The sequence below is a fragment of the Pseudoalteromonas sp. MQS005 genome (assembly GCF_001661605.1).
In the GTDB taxonomy this organism is placed as follows: domain Bacteria; phylum Pseudomonadota; class Gammaproteobacteria; order Enterobacterales; family Alteromonadaceae; genus Pseudoalteromonas; species Pseudoalteromonas tetraodonis.
On the sequence record NZ_LYRQ01000006.1, the window covers coordinates 16,580 to 39,636 of the forward strand.

At 40.2% G+C, this 23,057-nt stretch carries 18 protein-coding genes, 1 tRNA gene and 1 pseudogene; 11 read left to right on the top strand and 9 right to left on the bottom strand.

All coding sequences use genetic code 11. The features are described from left to right. Positions 1-50 precede the first annotated feature (50 nt). Positions 51-1,424, top strand: coding sequence for an NADP-dependent phosphogluconate dehydrogenase (gndA, locus tag A9479_RS03900; RefSeq protein ID WP_013464864.1), 1,374 nt, complete (start codon positions 51-53; stop codon positions 1,422-1,424). 66 nt (positions 1,425-1,490) lie between these two features. On the opposite strand, the gene ansA is transcribed toward gndA, so the two are convergent. Both ansA and sppA read right to left on the bottom strand, forming a co-directional pair. Continuing rightward, positions 1,491-2,501, bottom strand: coding sequence for an asparaginase (ansA, locus tag A9479_RS03905; protein ID WP_024601031.1), 1,011 nt, complete (start codon positions 2,499-2,501; stop codon positions 1,491-1,493). Positions 2,502-2,571: 70 nt separating this feature from the next. After that, the gene (gene sppA / locus A9479_RS03910; RefSeq protein WP_008112457.1) at positions 2,572-4,437 is read right to left on the bottom strand and encodes a signal peptide peptidase SppA; all 1,866 of its coding nucleotides are present in this window, start codon (positions 4,435-4,437) and stop codon (positions 2,572-2,574) included. 322 nt (positions 4,438-4,759) lie between these two features. Between sppA and A9479_RS03915 the strand changes: the two genes are divergently transcribed. From A9479_RS03915 to A9479_RS03940, 6 genes are all read left to right on the top strand, one after another. Then, positions 4,760-6,721 (top strand): FAD-dependent oxidoreductase, encoded by a 1,962-nt coding sequence (locus A9479_RS03915; RefSeq protein WP_064662741.1) that lies wholly within the window; start codon positions 4,760-4,762, stop codon positions 6,719-6,721. Between the two features lie 395 nt (positions 6,722-7,116). Then, a complete protein-coding gene (locus A9479_RS03920; RefSeq protein ID WP_013464866.1) occupies positions 7,117-7,665 on the top strand; it encodes an NAD(P)H nitroreductase in 549 nt (182 codons plus the stop codon). Between the two features lie 203 nt (positions 7,666-7,868). After that, entirely contained in the window at positions 7,869-8,246 is a 378-nt protein-coding gene (locus A9479_RS03925) for a hypothetical protein (protein WP_024601029.1), read from the top strand. Positions 8,247-8,344: 98 nt separating this feature from the next. Continuing rightward, positions 8,345-8,435: transfer RNA gene (locus tag A9479_RS03930), tRNA-Ser, on the top strand. A 114-nt stretch (positions 8,436-8,549) separates the two neighbouring features. After that, the gene (locus tag A9479_RS03935) at positions 8,550-8,873 is read left to right on the top strand and encodes a hypothetical protein (RefSeq protein WP_013464868.1); all 324 of its coding nucleotides are present in this window, start codon (positions 8,550-8,552) and stop codon (positions 8,871-8,873) included. A gap of 69 nt (positions 8,874-8,942) precedes the next feature. Beyond that, complete coding sequence (locus tag A9479_RS03940; RefSeq protein WP_008112467.1) at positions 8,943-9,560, top strand: FKBP-type peptidyl-prolyl cis-trans isomerase; 618 nt, start codon at positions 8,943-8,945, stop codon at positions 9,558-9,560. A 78-nt stretch (positions 9,561-9,638) separates the two neighbouring features. Here A9479_RS03940 and A9479_RS03945 read toward each other — a convergent pair whose 3' ends face one another. Then, positions 9,639-12,029, bottom strand: a complete 2,391-nt coding sequence (locus A9479_RS03945; protein ID WP_064662742.1) for a TonB-dependent receptor — start codon at positions 12,027-12,029, stop codon at positions 9,639-9,641. A gap of 173 nt (positions 12,030-12,202) precedes the next feature. Next, a pseudogene (locus A9479_RS03950) lies at positions 12,203-12,591 on the bottom strand (YkgJ family cysteine cluster protein). A 208-nt stretch (positions 12,592-12,799) separates the two neighbouring features. Between A9479_RS03950 and A9479_RS03955 the strand changes: the two are divergent. From A9479_RS03955 to A9479_RS03965, 3 genes are all read left to right on the top strand, one after another. Next, positions 12,800-13,225 (top strand): tetratricopeptide repeat protein, encoded by a 426-nt coding sequence (locus tag A9479_RS03955; RefSeq protein WP_008112472.1) that lies wholly within the window; start codon positions 12,800-12,802, stop codon positions 13,223-13,225. A gap of 134 nt (positions 13,226-13,359) precedes the next feature. After that, the gene (locus A9479_RS03960; protein WP_013464870.1) at positions 13,360-13,833 is read left to right on the top strand and encodes a hypothetical protein; all 474 of its coding nucleotides are present in this window, start codon (positions 13,360-13,362) and stop codon (positions 13,831-13,833) included. A 27-nt stretch (positions 13,834-13,860) separates the two neighbouring features. Continuing rightward, complete coding sequence (locus A9479_RS03965; RefSeq protein ID WP_013464871.1) at positions 13,861-14,457, top strand: DUF1287 domain-containing protein; 597 nt, start codon at positions 13,861-13,863, stop codon at positions 14,455-14,457. 97 nt (positions 14,458-14,554) lie between these two features. Here A9479_RS03965 and yfaE read toward each other — a convergent pair whose 3' ends face one another. From yfaE to ubiG, 5 genes are all read right to left on the bottom strand, one after another. After that, complete coding sequence (yfaE, locus tag A9479_RS03970) at positions 14,555-14,827, bottom strand: class I ribonucleotide reductase maintenance protein YfaE (RefSeq protein WP_013464872.1); 273 nt, start codon at positions 14,825-14,827, stop codon at positions 14,555-14,557. Further along, positions 14,827-15,957: a class Ia ribonucleoside-diphosphate reductase subunit beta gene (nrdB, locus tag A9479_RS03975; RefSeq protein WP_013464873.1), complete on the bottom strand. Its 1,131-nt coding sequence runs from the start codon at positions 15,955-15,957 to the stop codon at positions 14,827-14,829. The genes yfaE and nrdB overlap by 1 nt, the downstream gene beginning before the upstream one ends. Before the next feature lie 73 nt (positions 15,958-16,030). Beyond that, a complete protein-coding gene (gene nrdA / locus A9479_RS03980) occupies positions 16,031-18,313 on the bottom strand; it encodes a class 1a ribonucleoside-diphosphate reductase subunit alpha (RefSeq protein WP_064662743.1) in 2,283 nt (760 codons plus the stop codon). A gap of 411 nt (positions 18,314-18,724) precedes the next feature. After that, positions 18,725-19,405, bottom strand: coding sequence for an HAD family hydrolase (locus tag A9479_RS03985; RefSeq protein WP_058154559.1), 681 nt, complete (start codon positions 19,403-19,405; stop codon positions 18,725-18,727). Beyond that, complete coding sequence (gene ubiG, locus A9479_RS03990) at positions 19,405-20,115, bottom strand: bifunctional 2-polyprenyl-6-hydroxyphenol methylase/3-demethylubiquinol 3-O-methyltransferase UbiG (RefSeq protein ID WP_028835280.1); 711 nt, start codon at positions 20,113-20,115, stop codon at positions 19,405-19,407. The genes A9479_RS03985 and ubiG overlap by 1 nt, the downstream gene beginning before the upstream one ends. A gap of 178 nt (positions 20,116-20,293) precedes the next feature. Here ubiG and gyrA point away from each other — a divergent pair, with 178 nt between their 5' ends. Continuing rightward, complete coding sequence (gyrA, locus tag A9479_RS03995) at positions 20,294-22,993, top strand: DNA topoisomerase (ATP-hydrolyzing) subunit A (protein WP_064662744.1); 2,700 nt, start codon at positions 20,294-20,296, stop codon at positions 22,991-22,993. The last annotated feature ends 64 nt before the right edge of the window (positions 22,994-23,057 follow it).

The following is a 23,057-nucleotide window of genomic DNA, read 5'->3' on the forward strand; positions in this document are numbered from 1 at the left end:
GTATTATTTTAATTTACTAACCAAATAGTTGTTACCGAGGAGGGCACTAAATGCAAGTTGCATTAGTAGGGTTAGGCGTTATGGGGAAAAATCTTGCCCTGAACTTGATTGAAAAAGGGATAACGCTTGTCGCTTATGACAAAAACCCAAATGCGGGTGAAGAATTACTAAGTTGTGCTAAATCACAAGGCATGGCTGATAAACTTCACATTGTCTCTGATCTAGGGGATATGGTTAGGCGTTTAGAAGCACCGCGTTCTATTTTATTACTTGTGCCTGCTGGTGAGTTAGTTGATGCGGTTTGCAACGAGCTTATTGAAGCGGGTGTTCAGTGTAGTGATATTATTGTTGATTGTGGTAACAGTAATTATAAAGACGGTATTAACCGTAAGCTCAAATACCAAGATAAGTTTGAATTTGCCACTATGGGTATTTCAGGCGGTGCTGAGGGTGCACGTCACGGTCCAGCTATGATGGCCAGTGGTTCTGAAGGCGGCTGGGAGCGTGTCGAGCCATGGTTTACAAAGGTTGCTGCAAGCTATAAAGGCGAGTCGTGTTTTGCGCGTGTGGGCCAGTCAGCCAGCGGCCATTTTGTAAAAATGGTTCACAATGGAATTGAATACGCACTCATGCAACTGATTGCAGAAATGTATCAGCTATTACGTCACGGCACTAATCGCTCACCTAAAGAAATTGCAGAGATATTTAACGAATGGTCTCAAGGGCAGCTAAATAGTTATTTACTGTCAATCTCAAGCCATATTTTATCACTTGAAAATTCGCATAATGTGCCGCTTGTAGATTTAATTGACAATAAAGTAGGCGCAAAAGGCACCGGTTTATGGACAGCACAAAACGCCCTTGAATTAGGTATTGCGGTACCGTCGCTAGTGGCTGCTGTACAAGCTCGTCATTTAACCAATGCGTGTAATACGACTGCCGCACAAGAAATGACATACAGCGCACAAAATACCACACAAGTTGATATTGATTTAGATGAATTAAAAGATGCGTTTACCCTTGCGAGCCTGTTGGCTTATCGTCAAGGACTTGCATTAATTAAAGGCGCTTCACGAACTCATCAATGGAAAGTTGATTTAGCGAAAACGCTACAAACATGGCGTGCAGGGTGTATTATCCGTGCTGATTACCTTGATAGTGTAGCGCAAGGCGTTGAGTTTATTGACACCCTTGAAAAAGAGTCATTAGCGATGCGTAAAGTGACTGGCCAAGCCGTTATGACGGGTCTGGCGTTTCCTGTGCTTAGTGCAACACAAACATACTTAGCAACGCTAACAACACCAAGTAATGGGCACTTAGTTCAAGCCCAGCGTGATTACTTTGGTGAGCATGGCATTAAAACCCACAGTGGTGAAACGTGTCATTTAACTGACTTAGTTGATATTGACGCAAAAGTTCGTTAATAAAATCTAAGTTATCAAAAAGGACGCTAAGTAGCGTCCTTTTTTGTTATTCGCTTAACTGATTACTTAACGGGTCAGCTCACCACGCAGGTTATCTTGCATTAAATGGCGAATTGTTTCAATTTCTAGGTTTTGACTAAACAAGTAATGCAGCTTAGTTAAGCATGCTTCTAAGGTCATATCGTAACCGCTGATCACGCCTATGTTTAACAGCGCATTACCCGTGGCATAACCGCCCATGTTCACTTGGCCTTTTAAACATTGGGTTAAATTAGTAATAATAACACCCCGTTTACTTGCTTCATCCAGAATCGCTAAAAACTCAGGGTCTTGTGGCGCATTGCCTACACCAAAGCTTAGCAGTACAAGGGCTTTAATATTGCCATTAACTAAGCTTTTTACTACTTCTTTGCTGATCCCTGGGTATAAATACAGCACGCCAATAGCTTGCGGTGTAATAGGGGTAACTTGGAGTTCATTTTCTACATACGGGCTTAATTGCCCTTTGATCAGCTGAATATTAATACCTGAAAGCGCAAGCGGCTCTAAGTTAGGTGAGGCGAATGCATCAAACCCATCTGCATGGGCTTTAGTGGCACGATTACCTCTGAACAACTGATTATTAAAAAATAAGCTGACTTCTGCAATGGGGTAGTTAGCCGCTAAATACATGGCATTAAGTAGGTTAACTTGGCCATCTGAGCGTAATTGAGACAGCGGAATTTGTGAACCGGTCACAATAATAGGTTTAGTTAAGTTTTCAAACATAAACGACAGAGCTGATGCAGTATAGGCCATAGTATCGGTGCCATGCAGTACCACAAAGCCATCGTAATCTTGGTATTTACTTTTTATGTCATCGGCGATGAGTTGCCAATGAGCAGGTGACATATCTGAAGAATCTATAAGCGGGCAGTATTCATGAATATCAAATAATGGCATTTCTTCACGATTAAACTCTGCGTTATTAACCACGGTTTCGGTTAAAAACCCTTCAGCAGGAATATAGCCGCGAATTGATTTTTTCATTCCTATGGTACCGCCAGTGTAAGCGATATAAATGCGTTTACGTTTCATAAAAAAAGCCCAGTAAAAAAACTGGGCTTAGTATAACGCTAACTGCTAATCAATACAGCCTGTTAAGGCACTATTGTGCAACTGTACACTCTAAACAGCGGGCATAAACACCTTGTGGATCGTTATAATCTTTTAGGTTTTCTACTTCACTGCTTAATTGTTTAATAACACTTTGCAGATTAGCTTGGCTGGCTAATACTGCTGTTTTTTGTGTTTCAAGCCCAAGTACTGATTTAACGGCGGCACTGCCGAAAATATCTTGAAGCATTTTTTCTTGTGGGCTAAGCGATTGCTTAATTGTTTTAACGTCATAGTAGTTAAGCTTTGCAAGCTCTGCAGCTGCTTTAATCGCATCTTGTTTATTACCAAGTTTATCAACTAAACCAAGCTCTTGAGCTTGAGAGGCAATCCATACCCGACCTTGGGCAATTTTATCAACTTGCTCTGGGGTCATATTACGTGCCTCAGCAACCACATCTAAAAAGCGTCCATACGCTTCTTCAACACTCATTTGAATAACTTTAGCCATTTTCTCGTTAAGTGGGCGAGTGATTGAAAAACCTGCCAATTCGGTGGTCGCTACGCCATCTGAATACACGCCTATTTTAGCGAGGGTATCTTCAAATGTCATAAAGGTACCAAATACGCCAATTGAACCGGTAATTGTACTCGGCGCTGCCCAAATTTCATTGGCCGCCGATGCAATCCAATAACCGCCTGATGCAGCTACTGAGCTCATTGATGCAATAACGGGTTTACCAGCAGCTTTAAGTGCAAGTACTTCAGCACGAATTACTTCTGAGGCAAACATGCTGCCACCGCCTGAATCTATTCGTAAAACCACCGCTTTAACCTTGTCATCAAGTCGGGCTTTGCGAAGGAGGGCTGCAGTTGAATCACCACCAATTTCACCAGCACGGCGTTCACCATCAACAATAGTGCCTTTAGCAACCACAACAGCGACTTTTTCAGTCATAGGGTTATCAAACTCAATAGGCGGTTTTACTAAACTTAAGTATTCACCAAAAGAGACTTGTTTAAATGTTTTTCCATCTTCATTTTCTCCAACCAATTCAATTAACTGTTGGCGAATTTGCTGATTGGTTTTTAATGAGTCAACCCATTGGTTATCCAGTGCATATTTACCGGCATCACCATTAGCGGCTTGCATTTTAGCTAAATAAACATCCATTGTTTCATCAAAGTTTGACTCATCAAAAGGACGTACAGCACTAACGTCTTGCTTATATTCATTCCATAAAGCACCAAGCCATACGCGGTTTGCTTCTTTAGCTGCCTCTGACATATCGTTTCTGATAAACGGTTCAACGGCCGATTTAAAGGTACCTACACGGAATATATGCTGAGTGACTTCTAATTTTTCTAATGCGTCTTTGAAGTAAAGCGGGTACATACCGTAGCCTTCAATAAGCACACTACCATAAGGATGCATCGCAATTTCGTCTGCATGCGCGGCAATGTAATATTGTGCTTGGGTGTAGTAATACCCTGAGGCAATCACTTTTTTACCAGTTGCTTTAAATGTTTCAAGTGCCTGCGTAATTTGTTTGAGCTTATTTAAATGTGCTTTTGGCATTTCTTGTAAATCAAGCAAAATAGCGCTTATACGCGAGTCTTGTGCTGCTTCATTAATTACTTCAACTACATCGTCGAGCAATATTTCACTGGGTGAGTCAGCACTGGCCGTTGCATCATTAATAGCGGCTTCAACAGGGTCTATATAGGTTTTTTCTTCGACAATAGGGCCATTAAGGTTAAGTCTAAGAACAGAGCCCTCTTCGACAATAATTTTATCACCGTCACTTGATACCGATACGATAAAAATGACGACCAAAAATAAAAACAATACGTTGAGTATTAAACGACGTGAGAAGTTGATCCCCGTCCATATACCTTTAAATACCTTTGCTATCAAAATAGCTCCTTAAATTGGTACAGCTAAAACGTTATTGCCATCTTAGCGTAGAAAATAAATAAATTTAACTGCTAAATCGTAACGAAACATTTATAAATTCAATTACACTTGAGATTAAACACGTGTTTATTTAATAAATAATTACTGAAATTATGGCTGTAGTCACTACTTTTATCACACGCTATTGGTCAAGATAAACGCAGTTAACAGATTTTGAGTTAAAAAATTATTAAGTTTAATCTGCTCATATATTGCTTATTGTTGGTCATTAAAGCAGAATTGACTAAATGCACACAGGTTAGACCAGTTATTGGGGCACAGGATGTTAGAACAAAAATTAGAACTAAAACACACACAATTACGTAACCGTTTAGTAATGGGATCAATGCATACCGGCCTCGAAGAGGGATGGCATAATCGTAAACGCCTACGTGCTTTTTATGAAGCACGTGCTAAAGGTGGCACAGCAATGCTCATTACGGGGGGATATAGCCCTAATCTTCGCGGCAAGTTAACGCCTATTTCATCATCATTTAATAGTTATTATGATGTTTTTAAACACCGCGCTTATACACAAGCTGTTCATCAACATGGTGGTAAAATTTGCCTGCAGTTATTGCATGCTGGGCGCTATGCTTATCATCCATTCAATCAAGCCCCAAGTGCGATAAAAGCACCGATCAACCCTTATAAACCTAAGGCTATGTCTTTAAGTTCAATTAAAAAAACCATTAAAGATTTTGCTCACTCTGCATATTTAGCAGAAAAAGCAGGTTACGATGGCGTTGAGGTGATGGGCTCTGAAGGTTACTTAATCAATGAGTTTATGGCACCGCATACAAACAAACGAGACGATGAGTTTGGTGGCAGTCTTGAAAACAGAATGCGTTTAGCTGTTGAGATTGTAAAAGCAGTAAGAGCTAAAGTTTCAGATAAATTTCTAATTATTTTTAGACTTTCTGTTATCGATTTAATTCCGAATGGCTCAACTCCTGAGGAAGTAACACAACAAGCTATTGCACTTGAAAAAGCAGGTGTTGATATTTTTAATACTGGCATTGGTTGGCATGAAGCACGGGTACCGACAATTGCAAGCATGGTACCCCCAGGCGCATTTAAAGAAGCGTCAAAGCGGTTGAAAGATGTTATTAGCGTGCCTGTTATTGCCGTAAACCGCATTAATACACCAGAGATTGCCAACGATATTTTAACGGCGGGTGAAGCTGATTTAATCTCTATGGCGCGCCCTTTACTTGCCGATCCTGAGTTTTTTAATAAATATCAAGCCAAGCGCTCTGACCATATTAATATTTGTATTGGATGTAACCAGGGCTGTTTAGACCATGTATTTAAAGGTAAACGTGCCACGTGCTTAGTTAACCCACAAGCGGGTTTTGAACTTGATTACCCTCTAGAAAAAGCCGCAACAGCTAAAAATGTATTAGTGGTTGGAGCGGGTCCTGCTGGGCTTTCTTCAAGTTGCTACTTAGCGCAAAAAGGTCACAATGTAACGCTTATTGACCAAAAGCAGCATATGGGTGGGCAGTTTAATTTAGCCATGCAAATACCAGGTAAAGAAGACTTTAACCATACACTGGCTTACTTTACCAATGAACTTAAGCGTTTAAACGTCACCATTGAATTAGGCAAAGCATTTGATGATAGTATGCTGAGCCAGTTTGACGATGTGGTTTTTGCCACGGGTGTAAGGCCACGTGAAGCCTCTATAGAATGTAGTGATGACAAACGTGTTTTTGCCTACGATGAAGTCATTCGCGGTGAGGTTGAACTTGGTAACTCGATTGCGATTTTAGGCGCAGGCGGTATCGGTTTTGATATGGTGGCATTTTTAAGTGAACATAAATCACAAAGTATCAGCGACTTTAAAACCCAGTGGGGAATAGAGTGCGATGCTCAGCCTCATAAAGATGAGCGTCAACTTTATATGCTTAAACGCAGTGAAGGGCGCTTTGGTGGTGATTTAGGTAAAACAACCGGTTGGATACATCGTCAAGTTGCTAAACAACATGGCGTTAAGCAAATTGCCAATTGCCAATACCATCGTTTTGATAAAAACGGCCTAACGATCAGTGTTGCTGGCGAAACGCAAGTATTGCCAGTTGATACTGTGATTGCTTGTATTGGCCAAGTGTCTAATGACGAACTATTTAAGACGCAAGCAGAGAATGCCAAGGTTCATGTTATTGGTGGCGCTAAACTAGCAGCGGCTATTGATGCCAAGCGCGCTATATTTGAAGCTTTACAAGTTGCACGCAGTATTTAATATGCAATTTAAGTAAGTACACGGGTCTGATTATTTTTTAAAGATAGTTAACTTTTAATCAGACCCTTATATTGTTGTTTTTTACCTTACCCCATTCCTTGTATAGCTAATAAATACGCTATTGCGACTTTCAATGGTGCCTCGGCTACAACGCTTAACTGGCAAAATTAAACCTATAAAGCCCCTCATTAGTTCGACCTAATTATTTACACGCAAAAGGCGAGCGCCACTTTGTAATGGCACAAATACACGGCTATTTGGGTTGCGATATTATTTGTGTGCTTTTTTAACCTAGGTACTTTCTTGATAAGCAAATAATAACAGCGGGGTGCCCATTATATTTTAACCTAAGGGTTTCAATGGTATGCTATTGTTTTGTCTTTTGAGTAATTATAATGGATGCTATTGAGCTTTTATTAACCCGCCAGTCAGATGCAAAACTGACAGAGCCAGGCCCTAATGAAGAACAACTAAACATTATTCAGCAGGCTGGGCTCAGAGTTCCCGATCATGGCTGTATTGCGCCTTGGCAATATATCATTGTTCAAGGGGATGCACGTCATAAGTTGGGTGAAATTTATTATCAAAGCGCTTTGGCCGAGCAGCAAGCTGAAAAAGTAATTAATCGTGCTAAAGAGTTACCCCTTAGAGCACCCATGATCATTATTGCCATTGCAAAATATCAACAACATCCAAAAGTACCAAGAATAGAACAAGTTCAAAGTGCAGGCTGTGGCGTGCTGGCTATGCAACAAGCCGCATTTGCACAAGGGCTTGGCGGTATTTGGCGCACAGGTTACTTTGCACAAAGCCCCAGTGTTAAACACGCGCTTAACTTAAACAATGATGATGAAATAGTGGGTTATTTGTATTTAGGGACGCCAGCAGTTGAGTGTAAAAAGTCACCGCGCCATAAACCAGAAAACTATTTTAGTTTTTTGTAGCAATAGGATGAACTTTTTATATTCAATATAGTCATAATTCATTAAGTTAATCGTGTTACACTACCTCGGTTAATATTGTAGCTGCGAGAAGCGCACGGAAGCACCATACGCAATAAATCTTCTTCAGTTTGTTTTTTAATCGGTTGTTTTTTGGTAATGTATGGAAAGTCTTACCAATAATAACGATAAAGAAGACGAAAATGATGGGAAATTTATTTTTACGTGAAAAAGAAAACTGGTTTGCCTGGTCAATCTGGGGTGTTGTTGGCGCGCTTGCGACATTTTATGTTGCAATGAATACACAAGCAGCTCACTTTATTGCTGCAACTGCGATGGGTGTCCTAGTACTGCTAACATGGTGGATGCAACAGTCTCGACGATTTGATTTTGGCAGAGCCTTTAAAATATGCTGCTATGTTCTATTATTCACCGTACTGCCTTCGTTTGTGTTAGTTGTGATCCCAAGTGATGATTTAAACCGCTTCGATTTAATATTTCAAAGTATTGCATTTTTAACTGCCAGCTTATTGGTGTGTTTAGTATGTTCTTGGATTGCCCGCAGACCTAAACAATATTACTAGGGTTTATGACTATCTTGGTTAATATTTAACTATTTAATCAGTTTTAGTAAAATAGGGCTTTACAAGCTAAGCGTATGATCTTATTATGCGCGCCGTACGGAGAGATGGCAGAGTGGTCGAATGCACCGGTCTTGAAAACCGGCAGGGGTTTATAGCCCCTCTAGGGTTCAAATCCCTATCTCTCCACCATTATTTAAAAAACCGCCTTATTGGCGGTTTTTTGCTATCTGGAGCTTTATTATGTCACAGTCCCCGGAGTTATCCTTTTCTAAACGTTTACTCAAGCACATCCTGCTATGGACTGTGTTTGGTTATTGTTACCAAAGTGCCATATCGTTATTACAAAAAATGGCCATTGATGCATACCCAGATAATGCGCTGATGATGACTTTCTTATATGGCATCGGGTTTAATCTTTTATCCGGGCATTTAATCACAAAATACGATCATTTTTGGCCAGTGTGGGGCGCGTTTTACATTGGCATTATCGGTTTGGTGGCTGTGCCTCTTTTGTTGATCGGCGTGGTCGGATTGTTGCCGATGAGCTTACTTGTTGGAATTTTGCTCAGTTTACCTGTGTGTACCTTTGCTATTGGTTTAATTAAAGAAAAACTCAATAAAAACTAGCCCCAAACGGCTTTTATTTTGTGATAGCATATACGGGTCTTTTAACTAACAAAACGTGAATAACACATTATGTCAGATAATTTTACTACAGATGCTGAAAAAGCAAGTTACGGTATTGGCTTACAAATGGGTGAGCAACTTAAGGCTAACCCTTTTGAAGGTTTAAACTTAAATTCAGTATTTGAAGGCATGAAAGATGCGTATGCAGGCAGTGCTTTTCAAGTAGAGATCCCTGAGATCCAAGCTGCATTTGAGAAAATCAATGAAGAGATCCAAGCTCGTCGTGAAGAAGAAGCTAAAGTATTGGCTGCTGAAGGTATTGCATTTTTAGAAGAAAACGCAAAACGTCCTGAAATTACAGTTACTGAGTCAGGTCTTCAGTACGAAGTACTTGCAACAGGTGAAGGCGAAAAGCCAACTGCAGAGTCTACAGTACGTGTTGATTACCACGGTACTTTAGTAAACGGTACTGTTTTTGATAGCTCATACGAGCGCGGTCAACCTGCTGAATTCCCAGTAGGTGGCGTGATCAAAGGTTGGACTGAAGCATTACAAATGATGCCAGTAGGTACTAAATGGCGTTTATACGTTCCTCATGAGCTTGCTTATGGTGAACGTGGTGCCGGTGCTGCAATCGCACCTTACTCAACTCTAGTATTTGACGTTGAGTTACACGCAATTCTTTAATTAGAATTTAGTTGTAAAAAAACCGCATTCATTATTACGAATGCGGTTTTTTATTGTCTGATTAAAAATGAGCGCGTTTTAAAAGTAGCCTCTAACGCCAAATTGGAAGTTACGTCCAGGAAGAGGTGCCGTATCTTTAATAAATGAACTATGTACAAAACCAAGTTCATCAGTAATGTTATCAACACTTAGGTATAGCTGCGTGTCAACTGCGCCTAAATCAAGTTGATAATTGGCTTGTAAATCAATTAATGTATAGCCATCCGTTGCCGTTTCGTAAGCACTAATATCATTTTGCTCAAAGTAATGGGTTCCTGTTAAGGTAAATTGCGCATTACCTAGGGTATATTGTAGTTCTGAGCCCAATTTATTGGCAGGGATATGTGGTAAATTACCTTCATTATCTTTTAGTTTGGCGCGAGTAGAGTCACCAAATACTTTTACCATGGCGCTGGGGTTTATTTGATAATGTGCATCAAATTCAAAACCATAAAGCTGCGCATCTTTACTGGTAAATTGATAAACATCAATTGCATCGCTGTGTCCATTGGCAGCAGACTCAAAGCCATCCATCTCATCAAACACTAATCCGGTGTTTTGTTGATAATAAAAGTTTTTAATATCGTTATAGAAAAAGTTGACGGTGTAGCCAAAGTCACCGCTAAAACGACGTAAACTAATATCAAGATTGGTAGAGGTCTCTTGTTTAATTTCTTCAGGTTCAAAATGCGCTTCTGCCCCTTCAATATGATAGCCCAAGCCAAGCTCATAAGTACCTGTGGCAACATGCAAACCATTAGAGAGTAATTCAGCTGAAAGTGGCGCACGCTCTGAATGTGATAAGCTAACGGCTAGGTTGTGACTTGGCATATACTCCCAAATCGCACCGGCTGAGGCACTTACATTAGTAAAGCTTTGGGTGTAGTTAATAGTCTCATCTGCCGATACAGGTTGTTCATCATGGCTGTGCTGATGTGTATCTACATCACTTTTGATATCATAATCTTCTAGGCGGGCGCCAAGCTCTACGGTGACATCGCCAAATGTGCGTTCTTCAAGTAAATATAACGCATGAGTGGTAGTGACACTTGCAGGCGTAAACGCTTCTTCGCCAATTGCATCGTAATCAGATTCACTATAGTGATAGCCAATCATGCCATGCCATTGGCCTAACTGATGCTCTACATTTAAACGTGCTTCAGTGGTTGCGTTACTAAACGTGGTGCCAATCGCGCCATCTTCAATTTCACTGTGAGTGTAGTCGGTGTAGCCAAGACGAAGATTAATCGATTCAATCCAGTTATCATGAAATGCATAACTTACCAGTCCTTGCCAACGATCTTGCTCTAAATGAGCATAAACGGGAGTTTCTGCGTGTTCTTCATCCGCATGATCTTCATGATCGCCTTCTTCTTCATGGGCATGACCGTGATCATGTGAATGCCCTGGAATGCCATAGTCTGTTTCAATATTGCCGTATGAAAAGCCAACGGTTAAATGCTCACCGACATAGCTGGTACCAAAGTTCACTGTTTCACTGTCGATAAAAGTATTTTCAACTGAAGTGGCTGTTTCTTCATCGCCCTCAATGTGTACTTCACCTTCTTCATGTTCATCTGGTAGGTTAAAGCGAGGCGTTTGATAGTCATCACCACTGCGTTTGGTGCCATCAAAATGAAAATTAAAGTTATTGCTGCCTGTTTCTAATTTTGCCGCATAGGTGTTCGCATTTGAAACGGTATCGTGTGTGTATTGTGCCGCTCCCGAGAGTGCGTCAATATTATTGGTTGGAATACGGTTATCAACCACATTTACTACACCGCCAATAGCACCAGAGCCATATAGTAGGGTGCTTGGGCCTCGTAGTACTTCAATTTGTTCAGCGGCTAAGCTATCACTTGATGTCGCGTGATCTGGACCGATACGTGATGCATCACTGCTATCTAAACCGTTTTGAGTAATTTTAACACGAGGACCACCTAGGCCACGAATAATCGGACTTGAAGAGACAGGGCCGAAGTAGCTAGCGTTTACTCCTGGTATTCCTTTAAGTGTTTCACCTAGGGTCGGTTTCGCTTTATTTTTTAGTTCATCCCCTGATAGTACGCTTACAGGTGAAATCATTTCTAAGCTATTTTTATGCAGTGCCGAGGCATACACAACCACAGTTTCAACCGAAGACGGCTTTAATGTAACAGTAATAGTATCGTCTACATTCTCAAGCGATATACGTGAATCGATGTAGTTATCTTTACTAATGTGTAATTGGCTTTTAGCATCTATGTCGATACTAAACTGACCTTGTTCATTGCTTTTCACGCTTTGTGACTTTCCATGAACATGGATAGTTGCATTAGCAATAGGTTGTTTTTTTGAATCTGTTACTGTGCCGTTAATCGTTGCTGCTAGGGCAGAGTGAGAACACAAAACAGACAGTAGCGCTGAGGATATGAGTGTTAACTTTGTCATAATTACTTCGAATCGTGGTTGTTATGTTGTGATATAATATAACACTACAAAATGGCATCATCAACAATGTTATACTATAACTTTTAATTTTGCGTTGAATGGCAAAATAATCGCGTTAAATTTACATTACCAGCTTATTATTACAGATCAGTGCATTTGTTATATTTATTCGCTTAAGAGCGGCTGTCTATCATTAGTATGTCTAATTTTTTTGTGCTTTGAAAGGATTTTGTTTATCGATTGGTTCAAGCATTTCACAGTCATCGTTTATCATTTCTGAAATTAAACTTGGGTAGTGTCGGCAATCTTGAGGACGGTCATGGTAAATACTGCATGTATATTTATCTTTTTCTTGTGGATATTTTTTACTGCTAAGTACTAAAAATGGGCATTGCGTTAATTGCTCGCCTGTTTTGGGATCAAACCATAACTGATCGTTTTTAACATATTGAAATATTTCTGGGTTGAATAACGCCCACATTTCAATTTCATCCTGATTTGTATCTAAATCTGCCGCACCATATTTAGTGCAGCATTTACCGCATTGATTGCAATTTTGCATAGGGTAGGTATTTACTATTGCGACTTAAATTAAGCGTTAAGTGTAGCACTGTAATATCCAGGTTTTTAAATTAAACCTCTATTTTTATCGCTTATAATACTTTTGTAACAACGCAGCGCTTAATAATAATGTACTATTAGGGAATATATTTCGAATACGATGCCTTTAATAAATCAAAAAAGGCGCGTTAATAAGGTAGCAATTAACTATGAATACTAAAGTATACAAAGCGGTTCACGATTTGGCGGAAAAGCTGATGGCAGCGGCTAATAAAAATGATACTAAACAGTTTGAATCTTTATATGCTGAGCTAAAAGCTATTTGTATTGAAAACGAAAATACAGCGAAAGATCACCCTGTTCAGTGGGAAACATTGGCTGATTTCACCGAAGAGCTAGAAGAAGCTATTGAGACTTACGAAAAAGCGTTACAGAAGTCGATAGAAATTAATAACAAAGATCATATGTCGTCTGTTGCCTTTTCTATGGCTACTTTACAGCTTGAGCTGGGTGATAAAGAGGCGGCAATTAAAAATCTGCAAGATGCTAAAATCAGTGCGAATAAAATTGAAGACAAAGAATTAAAATCAGAGATCCATGAGTTATTAGAATCATTGGTTGAAGAAGAAGGCTAGGCAATTTTATAGCCATTATTAATAATCAGCGTCAGTAATAATACCATTGGCGCTTTTTTTTGATAAAAGCAAATTCTGCGTCATTAAATATTTATGCTTAAATTAAGTCACTAAGCAAATTTTTTGGAGAAAACATGCTAGCGCAAATAGAACAATGGATTGATAAAACGAATAGCGAGTATGTTGATCAAAGAATATGTTGTGATACATTTGTTAGCGAATTTGCTGGCTTTTACCCGCATGATTTTTTGAAAACTGCATTTTATGTGGTTGTTGAACACATTCCCAAGCCTGACTTTACTGGTTTACGTGAAATTGGTTTAAGCGATTTTATTGACATGGATGTAGCAGGGATCACCTATAAAAACACTTATTACATATTACCTCATGTTGCGCGTAATTTAAGAGTGCATTTTCATGAGCTGGCTCATGTCGTTCAATGGCGCGAGCTCGGTGCTCACGCTTTTATTATGCGCTACATCAATGAAATCCAAACCTGTGGTTATGATGATGCTCCGCTTGAAAAAATGGCCTATGCACTTGATGCGCACTTTACCAGCAATGGAAATAAATTTAATATTCCTGACTATATTACTCAACAGCTTTAGTTAATAAATATTATAAAAGGAATTTATATGTCGCGCTTTGTGCTCTATTTACTAGCTTTATCTGCCCTTGATGTAAAGGCAGCCGATTTTAATCATGATATTGTCAACGCATTGATACACAGAACAACGCAACAAGTAACTTACGATGGCGCCTATCATAGGCTTGAATACCCTGGTGGCGATGTACCCGCTAATATTGGTGTATGTACCGATGTTATAATTCGATCCTATCGACAGCTTGGTATTGATTTGCAAAAGTTAGTACATGAAGACATGCAGGCCAATTTTCGCGCATATCCTTCTAAGCGTATTTGGGGATTAACCAAGCCAGATAAAAACATTGATCATCGACGTGTACCTAACTTACAGGTTTACTTTGAGCGCCATGCTCAAGTGTTAACTAAATCGCTTAATGCAGCAGATTATAAAACCGGTGACATAGTCACTTGGATGCTGCCAGGCAATTTACCGCACATAGGTATGGTCGTTAATCAAATAGCGCAGGACAGTGGTCACCCGCTTATTGTGCACAATATTGGTCGCGGACCTGAAATGAGCGATATGCTTTTTGCTTATACAATTACGGGTCATTACCGATTTGTACCTGCTGCTTATTCAGAGTAAATAACACGGCTATAATCGCGATTACTTGAGTAATAATTGCAGAAACAGGTAAGTGAATAAAGCGAGCTGTTAGGCATTATACTGTGTGGTTTGCTAGTTACTTTAAATTAATACTGATATCACCATTGGGCTTGCAGCAACACAATAGTATTTCACCATCACGCACAAAGGCTAACGGTTCTTCATTGTAATTGACTTCACCAGAGACAAGCGTAGCACGACACGCACCACAATATCCCTCACGGCACTGGTAAGCAGCATCAATTTTATTCGATTCTAAGCAGTGTAAAAGAGAAGGGCAGCCAGCGGTAAAATCTAAACACTGGCTGTTATCTGCAAGCGTAACACTTGCAGTGGTTCTATCAGTCATTATAAATCAAAGTCACCAAATTCAGCTGCATCAACCTGTGAATCAATTTGACCTACAAGGTATGAGCTAATTTCCGCTTCTTGTGGAGCAACTTGCACGTTATCAGAAACAAGCCATGAGTTGATCCATGGAATCGGATTACTGTTATTATCAAACTGTGCTGGTAAACCAATAGCAGTCATGCGTGCATTGGTAATGTATTCAACATACTGACATAAAATATGTTTATTTAAGCCAATCATTGAACCATCTTTAAACAGGTACTCTGCCCATTCTTTTTCTTGCTCTGCAGCGTCAACAAACATTTTGATTGCTTCTTCACGGCACTGTGCAGCAACAATTGCCATTTCAGGGTCGTCTTTGCCATCCTGCATAATATTTAAAATATGCTGAGTGCCTGAAAGGTGAAGCGCTTCATCACGGGCAATAAGCTTAATAATTTTTGCATTGCCTTCCATTAGCTCACGCTCTGCAAACGCAAATGAACACGCAAAGCTGACATAAAAGCGAATAGCTTCAAGAATGTTCACTGACATCATCGCCAGGTACAATTTCTTTTTCAGCTCGAATAGGTTAACCACCACGGTTTCACCATTAATGTCATGTTTGCCTTCACCGTACAGGTTGTAAAGCGACACTGAGTTAATTAAATCGTCGTAATAAGTGGTTACGGCATCGGCACGTTCACTAATTTTGTCATTGCTAACAATGTCGTCAAAGATGAGTTCAGGCGCTTGGGTTACGTTACGAATAATATGTGTGTATGAGCGGCTGTGAATGGTTTCACTAAACGCCCATGTTTCAATCCATGTTTCAAGCTCAGGAATTGACACAATTGGCAATAGTGCAACGTTAGGCGAACGGCCTTGAACACTATCAAGCAAAGTTTGGTATTTTAAGTTACTTAAAAAGATATGCTTTTCGTGATCAGGAAGCGCTTGAAAGTCTAAACGGTCTTTACTTACGTCAACTTCTTCAGGACGCCAAAAGAAAGACAATTGTTTTTCAATCAGCTTTTCAAAAATAGGGTATTTTTGTTGATCGTAACGTGACACGTTAACGGTTTGACCAAAAAACATTGGCTCTTGCATTTGGTTATTATGATTTCTGCTAAAAGTAGTATAAGACATGTTTATCACTCAAAAAACTATCACTAAAACTATCAGGACAAAGCGGGCAAGGCGCCCGCTTTAAGTTTAACTATTAAATTTTACACGCGCCGCCTGCACAATCGTCATCTTCCACTTCTGGAGCGTCTTCTTGTGCATCTGATGCGCCATCACGGGTGTTATGGTAGTACAGCGTTTTAACACCTAGCTTGTAGGCACCAAGTAAGTCTTTTAATAAGACTTTCATAGGTACTCTACCGCCTTCGTATTTATTTGGATCATAATTAGTATTTGCTGAAATCGTTTGGTCGATAAATTTCTGCATTATGCCTACTAATTGTAAGTAACCATCGTTAGATGGGATATCCCACAGTAGCTCATAGCTATCTTTGAGGCGTTCGTACTCAGGGACAACTTGTTTTAAAATACCGTCTTTACTTGCTTTAACACTAATATGGCCACGCGGTGGCTCAATGCCATTGGTTGCATTAGATATTTGCGATGATGTTTCTGATGGCATTAATGCGCTCAGTGTTGAGTTACGCATACCGTGCTCTTTAATGCTGGCACGTAACGTATCCCAATCAAGATGAAGTGGTTCATCACAAATTTTATCTAAATCACGCTTGTACGTATCCGTTGGCATAATACCTTGTGAGTACGTTGTTTCGTTAAATTTAGGACAGGCACCACGTTCTTTTGCCAGCTCATTAGACGCTTTCATTAGGTAGTACTGAATCGCTTCAAATGTTTTGTGCGTAAGCGCATTTGCGCTGCCATCTGAATAACGCTTACCGTTTTTAGCTAGGTAGTATGCGTAGTTAATAACGCCTATGCCTAGCGTACGACGTCCCATAGTTGCATTTTTAGCTGCAGGTACTGGGTAGTCTTGGAAATCAAGTAGGTTATCAAGTGCGCGTACTGCAAGCTCAGCTAACTCTTCTAGTTCATCTAAAGACTCAATCGCGCCTAAGTTAAACGCAGATAATGTACAAAGTGCAATTTCACCTTCTTCATCATTCACGTTGCTAAGAGGCTTAGTTGGTAACGCAATTTCTAAACATAAGTTAGATTGACGGATCGGAGCCACTTTTGAGATAAACGGACTGTGTGTATTACAGTGGTCAACGTTTTGTAAGTAAATACGACCCGTGCTAGCACGTTCTTGAGCAAACATAGAGAACAGCTCAATTGCTTTAATTCGTTTTTTACGAATTGACTCGTCTTGCTCATATTTTACATATAGCGCGTCAAACTCGTCTTGATCTTCAAAAAATGCATCGTAAAGGCCAGGCACATCAGAGGGGCTGAATAACGTAATGTAATCGTCTTTAATTAAACGTGAGTACATGAGTTTATTAAACTGTACGCCGTAATCTAAGTGACGTACGCGGTTATCATCAACGCCACGGTTGTTTTTAAGCACTAATAAGTTTTCAACTTCTAAATGCCAAAGCGGGTAGAAAAGGGTTGCTGCGCCACCACGTACACCGCCTTGCGAACAGCTTTTAACCGCTGTTTGAAAGTGCTTATAAAACGGAATACAGCCAGTGTGATACGCTTCACCGTTACGAATAGGGCTACCTAGTGCACGAATACGACCTGCATTAATACCAATACCAGCACGTTGAGAAACGTATTTAACAATCGCTGATGATGTAGCGTTAATTGAGTCTAGGCTATCGCCACACTCAATAAGTACGCATGAGCTAAACTGGCGTGTTGGCGTACGTACGCCCGACATAATTGGCGTAGGTAAAGAAATTTTAAATAATGAAACCGCATCATAAAAACGTTTAATGTAATCAATACGTGTATCACGAGGGTAATCAGAGAATAAGCTTGCAGCCACTAAAATATATAAAAACTGCGCGCTTTCGTAAATTTCACCCGTTACACGGTTTTGAACTAGGTATTTACCTTCAAGCTGTTTTACTGCTGCGTAGCTAAAGTTAAGATCGCGAGAATGATCTAAGTACGCATCTAGCTCATCTAATTCTTGCTCTGTGTAATCAACGAGTAAATGTGCATCGTAACGTTTTTGTTCAACCATGTTAGTAACATGGTCAAAAAGACGCGGTGGCTCAAACTGGCCATAGGCTTTTTTACGTAAATGGAATACAGCTAAACGAGCAGCAAGATACTGATAATCAGGTGATTCTTTTGAGATCTGATCCGCAGCGGCTTTAATAATCGTTTCGTGGATGTCTTTAGTACGAATACCGTCATAAAATTGAATATGCGATTTAAGTTCAACTTGTGAAACCGAAACGTTATTTAAACCTTCGGCGGCCCATTCAATAACGCGATGGATCTTATCAAGATCGAGTGGCTCTTTACGACCGTCACGTTTGCTTACAGATAACTGTTGGTTCATAGCTTTGCCTGTATTCCTTGGGAATTAAATATTTTTGACCAATGCGTGCACCTAAAAAAGCGCAGTGCCTATTCGTTTATTGTTATTTTCACCGGTTTGGTGAATTTAATTGAATAACATTTAGCCACAATATCTGGTGTTGTTCAAATTAGAGATCACAAGATAGTGTGGTCTGGTATCTTTTGCAAGGGACAGAAACCGCTCTCATTGTGGATAACGTTGGGATAACGTAATTGTGTTAGTAGGCATTAACCTTTGATCAATCGGTTAAGTTGAAATTTGTAAAAATCAACTAAGGAAAGATTAAATTTACGCTTTTTTAAAATAAATTTTGTCTGCTTTTTTTATCATCAAGCTTTGCGTAAAAACTAACACAATCACAATATGTAGTGTTTATTAATTAACATGGCACTATATGTGGTTAAATGCATCTATAGGACTGTGCCAATTAAAATCCGCATTCCAAGCCAATGCCTCGTCAACACTCGGTACATATCCCCATAGTGCGGTTGCGGTGTGCATATTGGCTGCTTTACCTGCTTGAATGTCACGCTGCGCATCACCTATATATAAGCAACGCGAAGGATCAACACTCATTTGCTCAGCGCAATACAGTAAAGGAAGGGGTGAGGGCTTAGATTCAGCTAAGGTATCACCGCTTATCACAATACGTGCATTTTTTAATGCAGGAATCGCCTTGACTAAAGGATCAGTTAAAAATCCGGGCTTATTAGTCATAATTCCCCAGGGTATTGCTTTGTTATCAAGTGCGATTAGTAATTGCTCTATTCCTACAAAACATCGAGTATGGGTGGCAATATTGGCAGCGTATTGCGTGACTAGCTCATGTAAAAGTTGCTCTTGCGGCTGTTGTGCCCAGCTTTCTTTAAAACCAGCAGCCAATAAAGCGGCAGCACCGTTTGAAGCCGCGGGGCGATATATATCACTGCCCACTTGGGGCTGTTGATGATTTTGCAGCACGGTGTTTAGTGCGGCGCCTAAATCATCAGCGGTATCGAGTAAAGTGCCATCTAAGTCAAACAGCAATGCTTGATATTCCATTGGGACAATGGGGGTTTGAGAGCTTGCCATTACGCTAACTTCTCAAAATGCAGCATATAATTTACGCTTACATCATCATTCATTGTGTATTGCTTAGAAAGCGGGTTGTAACTTAAACCAGCACTGGCACGTACTTTTAAGCCAGCTTGCTCTGCCCATGCAATTAATTGTGCAGGTTTAATAAACTTTTTATGGTCATGGGTACCCTCTGGGACCATTTTTAACAGTTTTTCTGCACCGACAATAGCGTATAAGTAAGCTTTTGGGGTTTTATTAAGAGTAGAGAAAAAAACATCAGCCCCAGGTTTTGCTAATTTAGCCACCGCATGAATAATAGAAGCAGGGTCGGGGACGTGCTCTAACATTTCCATACAAGTGATCACATCAAAGCGCTCAGGGTGCTCATCTGCAAACTGCTCTGCAGGTACTTTTATATACTCAACGGGGACACTTGTTTCTAAGCTGTGTAACTTAGCTACGGTTAAAGGCTCTTGGCCCATATCGATGCCTGTTACGTTTGCGCCCATTCGCGCCATGCTGTGACTTAAAATGCCACCACCACATCCTACATCTAGGGTTTCTTTATCAAATAATCCTTTGGTTTTGTCTGCGATGAAATCTAATCGTAATGGATTAATTTCGTGAAGCGGCTTAAATTCGCCTTCTAAATCCCACCAACGTTCTGCGATGGCTTCAAACTTTGCTATTTCTGCGTTATCTACATTTTGATGTTCGGTCATAAAATACTTCCTCGTCAATCTGAGGCCATTATATAGGCCTAAATTGATAAATCGCAAAGTTTTGCGCCTGTAAATTAAAATTAATTGTGATAGCATGGTTACTTAGAAATAATAACAAACACTCTTAATACCTAATACTGGGTTGTTAAGAGCTGATACTGAAGGAATGTGATATCAAATGACTGATCTCGCCAATGAAATTCTGCCAGTCAATATTGAAGACGAGTTAAAAAACTCCTACTTAGATTACGCCATGAGTGTAATTGTAGGACGTGCATTACCAGACGTACGTGACGGTTTAAAACCTGTTCACCGCCGCGTTTTGTTTGCAATGAACGAGCTTAGTAATGACTGGAACAAGCCTTACAAAAAATCGGCCCGTGTGGTCGGTGACGTAATTGGTAAATACCACCCACACGGCGACAGTGCAGTTTATGACACCATCGTACGTATGGCTCAGCCATTCTCACTGCGTTACATGCTAGTAGATGGTCAGGGTAACTTTGGTTCGGTTGATGGTGATTCTGCAGCGGCAATGCGTTATACAGAAGTACGTATGGCAAAAATGTCGCACGAATTATTAGCCGATCTTGAAAAAGAAACGGTTGATTTTGTGCCTAACTACGATGGCACAGAGCAAATTCCTGATGTGTTACCCACTAAAATACCTAACCTGTTAGTTAATGGTTCATCGGGTATTGCGGTTGGTATGGCAACAAATATTCCGCCACATAACTTAACAGAAGTCGTGAATGGCTGTTTAGCGCTTATTCAAAACCCTGAATTGACCATTACGGAGTTAATGGATTACATTCCTGGGCCTGATTTCCCAACTGCGGCGATTATTAACGGTAAAAAAGGCATTGAACAAGCTTATCAAACCGGTCGTGGTAAAGTGTACATGCGTGCGCGTGCTGACATCGAAACCGATGAAAAGACGGGTCGCGAAACCATTATTGTTCATGAAATCCCTTACCAAGTTAACAAAGCACGTTTGATTGAAAAAATCGCCGAGCTAGTTAAAGATAAAAAAATTGAAGGGATCAGCGCATTACGTGATGAATCAGATAAAGACGGTATGCGTATCGTTATCGAGATCAAACGTGGTGACGTAGGTGAAGTTATTTTAAACAACCTTTATGCACAAACTCAGTTGCAAACTGTGTTTGGTATGAATATGGTTGCGTTAATTAATAACCAACCTAAGTGTTTCAACTTAAAAGAAATGCTTGAAGAGTTTATTATTCACCGCCGTGAAGTTGTTACCCGTCGTACGGTATTTGATTTACGCAAAGCCCGCGACCGTGCGCATACGCTAGAAGGTTTAGCGATTGCACTGGCTAACATTGACCCAATTATCGAACTTATCCGTAAGTCGCCAACACCTGCTGAAGCAAAAGTTGCATTAACAGCGCGTCCATGGGAATTAGGTAATGTTAAAGCCATGCTTGATAAAGCAGGCGAAGACAACGTGGCACGCCCAGATTGGTTAGCAAGCGAGCTTGGTATTCGTGATGGTCAGTACTATATTTCTGAGCAACAAGCTCAAGCAATATTAGACTTACGTTTACATAAACTTACTGGTCTTGAACACGAAAAAATTCTTACCGAATATCAATCATTACTTGAGTTGATTGCTGAGTTATTATTCATTTTGGCAAATCCAGAGCGTTTAATGGAAGTTATTCGTGATGAGCTCGTTGAAATTAAAGAGCAATATGGTGATGAGCGCCGCACTGAAATAAATGCTGCAGCACACGATATTAGCCTTGAAGATTTAATCAACGAAGAAAACGTAGTTGTTACGCTTTCACATGAAGGGTACGTTAAGTATCAAGCATTAACTGATTACGAAGCGCAGCGTCGTGGTGGTAAAGGTAAATCAGCAACTAAGATGAAAGATGAAGATTTCATTGAACGTTTATTGGTTGCCAATACGCACGATACTATTCTTTGTTTCTCTACAGCGGGTCGTTTATATTGGCTTAAAGTATACCAGTTGCCACTTGCCAGTCGTGCAGCGCGCGGTAAGCCAATTGTTAACTTATTACCACTTGAAGCAGATGAACGTATTACTGCAATCTTGCCAGTACGCGATTATGAAGATGATAAGTACATCTTTATGGCGACAGCATTTGGTACGGTTAAGAAGACGCCATTAACGGCATACAGTCGTCAACGTGCAAGCGGTATTATTGCGGTTAACTTAAACGAAGGTGATAGCTTAATCGGTGTTGATATTACCGATGGCAGCAACGAAATTATGTTGTTCACTGATGCGGGTAAAGTTGTTCGCTTTAAAGAAGCTGAAGAAACGGCTGTCGTTGATGAAAATGGTAACCCAGTACTAGACGAAGAAGGCAAACCTGAAATCCGTTTCAAAGGTGTACGTCCTATGGGCCGTACTGCAACGGGTGTTCGTGGTATTAAGATGCCAGACGATCAGCGTGTTGTATCACTTATTGTACCAAAGAATGATGGTGCAATATTAACAGTGACAGAAAATGGCTACGGCAAGCGTACCCAACTTGAAGATTACCCATCTAAGAGTCGTGCAACTCAAGGTGTTGTATCAATCAAAGTGAGTGAGCGTAACGGTGCTGTTGTTGGTGCTGTACAGGTTGATGACAACGACGAAATAATGATTATTTCGAATCGTGGTACCTTAGTGCGTACTCGCGTTAATGAAGTTTCTACGGTTGGACGTAACACTCAAGGTGTTATTTTGATCAGAACTATTGACGAAGAGCAAGTAGTTGGTTTACAACGTATAGAAGAAATTGAAGTGACTGAAAGTGACTTGGTTGATATCGAAGACGTTGAAACAGTAGATACAGTTATTGATGAAGTGGCGGATGACAATCCTCCTTCAGAATAATTAGATTGAAAAAAGCGGCCTTGGCCGCTTTTTTTATGTGGTTGAAAAAAATTAAATTAGTTTA

Coding starts and splice junctions, on each gene's coding strand:
- A9479_RS03960 (WP_013464870.1), top strand. CDS start 13,360: ATGCTAGCGCAAATAGAACAATGGATTGATAAAACGAATAGCGAGTAT.
- A9479_RS03955 (WP_008112472.1), top strand. CDS start 12,800: ATGAATACTAAAGTATACAAAGCGGTTCACGATTTGGCGGAAAAGCTG.
- gyrA (WP_064662744.1), top strand. CDS start 20,294: ATGACTGATCTCGCCAATGAAATTCTGCCAGTCAATATTGAAGACGAG.
- A9479_RS03940 (WP_008112467.1), top strand. CDS start 8,943: ATGTCAGATAATTTTACTACAGATGCTGAAAAAGCAAGTTACGGTATT.
- A9479_RS03985 (WP_058154559.1), bottom strand. CDS start 19,405: ATGGCAAGCTCTCAAACCCCCATTGTCCCAATGGAATATCAAGCATTG.
- A9479_RS03965 (WP_013464871.1), top strand. CDS start 13,861: ATGTCGCGCTTTGTGCTCTATTTACTAGCTTTATCTGCCCTTGATGTA.
- A9479_RS03925 (WP_024601029.1), top strand. CDS start 7,869: ATGGGAAATTTATTTTTACGTGAAAAAGAAAACTGGTTTGCCTGGTCA.
- nrdA (WP_064662743.1), bottom strand. CDS start 18,313: ATGAACCAACAGTTATCTGTAAGCAAACGTGACGGTCGTAAAGAGCCA.
- ubiG (WP_028835280.1), bottom strand. CDS start 20,115: ATGACCGAACATCAAAATGTAGATAACGCAGAAATAGCAAAGTTTGAA.
- yfaE (WP_013464872.1), bottom strand. CDS start 14,827: ATGACTGATAGAACCACTGCAAGTGTTACGCTTGCAGATAACAGCCAG.
- gndA (WP_013464864.1), top strand. CDS start 51: ATGCAAGTTGCATTAGTAGGGTTAGGCGTTATGGGGAAAAATCTTGCC.
- nrdB (WP_013464873.1), bottom strand. CDS start 15,957: ATGTCTTATACTACTTTTAGCAGAAATCATAATAACCAAATGCAAGAG.
- ansA (WP_024601031.1), bottom strand. CDS start 2,501: ATGAAACGTAAACGCATTTATATCGCTTACACTGGCGGTACCATAGGA.
- A9479_RS03920 (WP_013464866.1), top strand. CDS start 7,117: ATGGATGCTATTGAGCTTTTATTAACCCGCCAGTCAGATGCAAAACTG.
- A9479_RS03915 (WP_064662741.1), top strand. CDS start 4,760: ATGTTAGAACAAAAATTAGAACTAAAACACACACAATTACGTAACCGT.
- A9479_RS03945 (WP_064662742.1), bottom strand. CDS start 12,029: ATGACAAAGTTAACACTCATATCCTCAGCGCTACTGTCTGTTTTGTGT.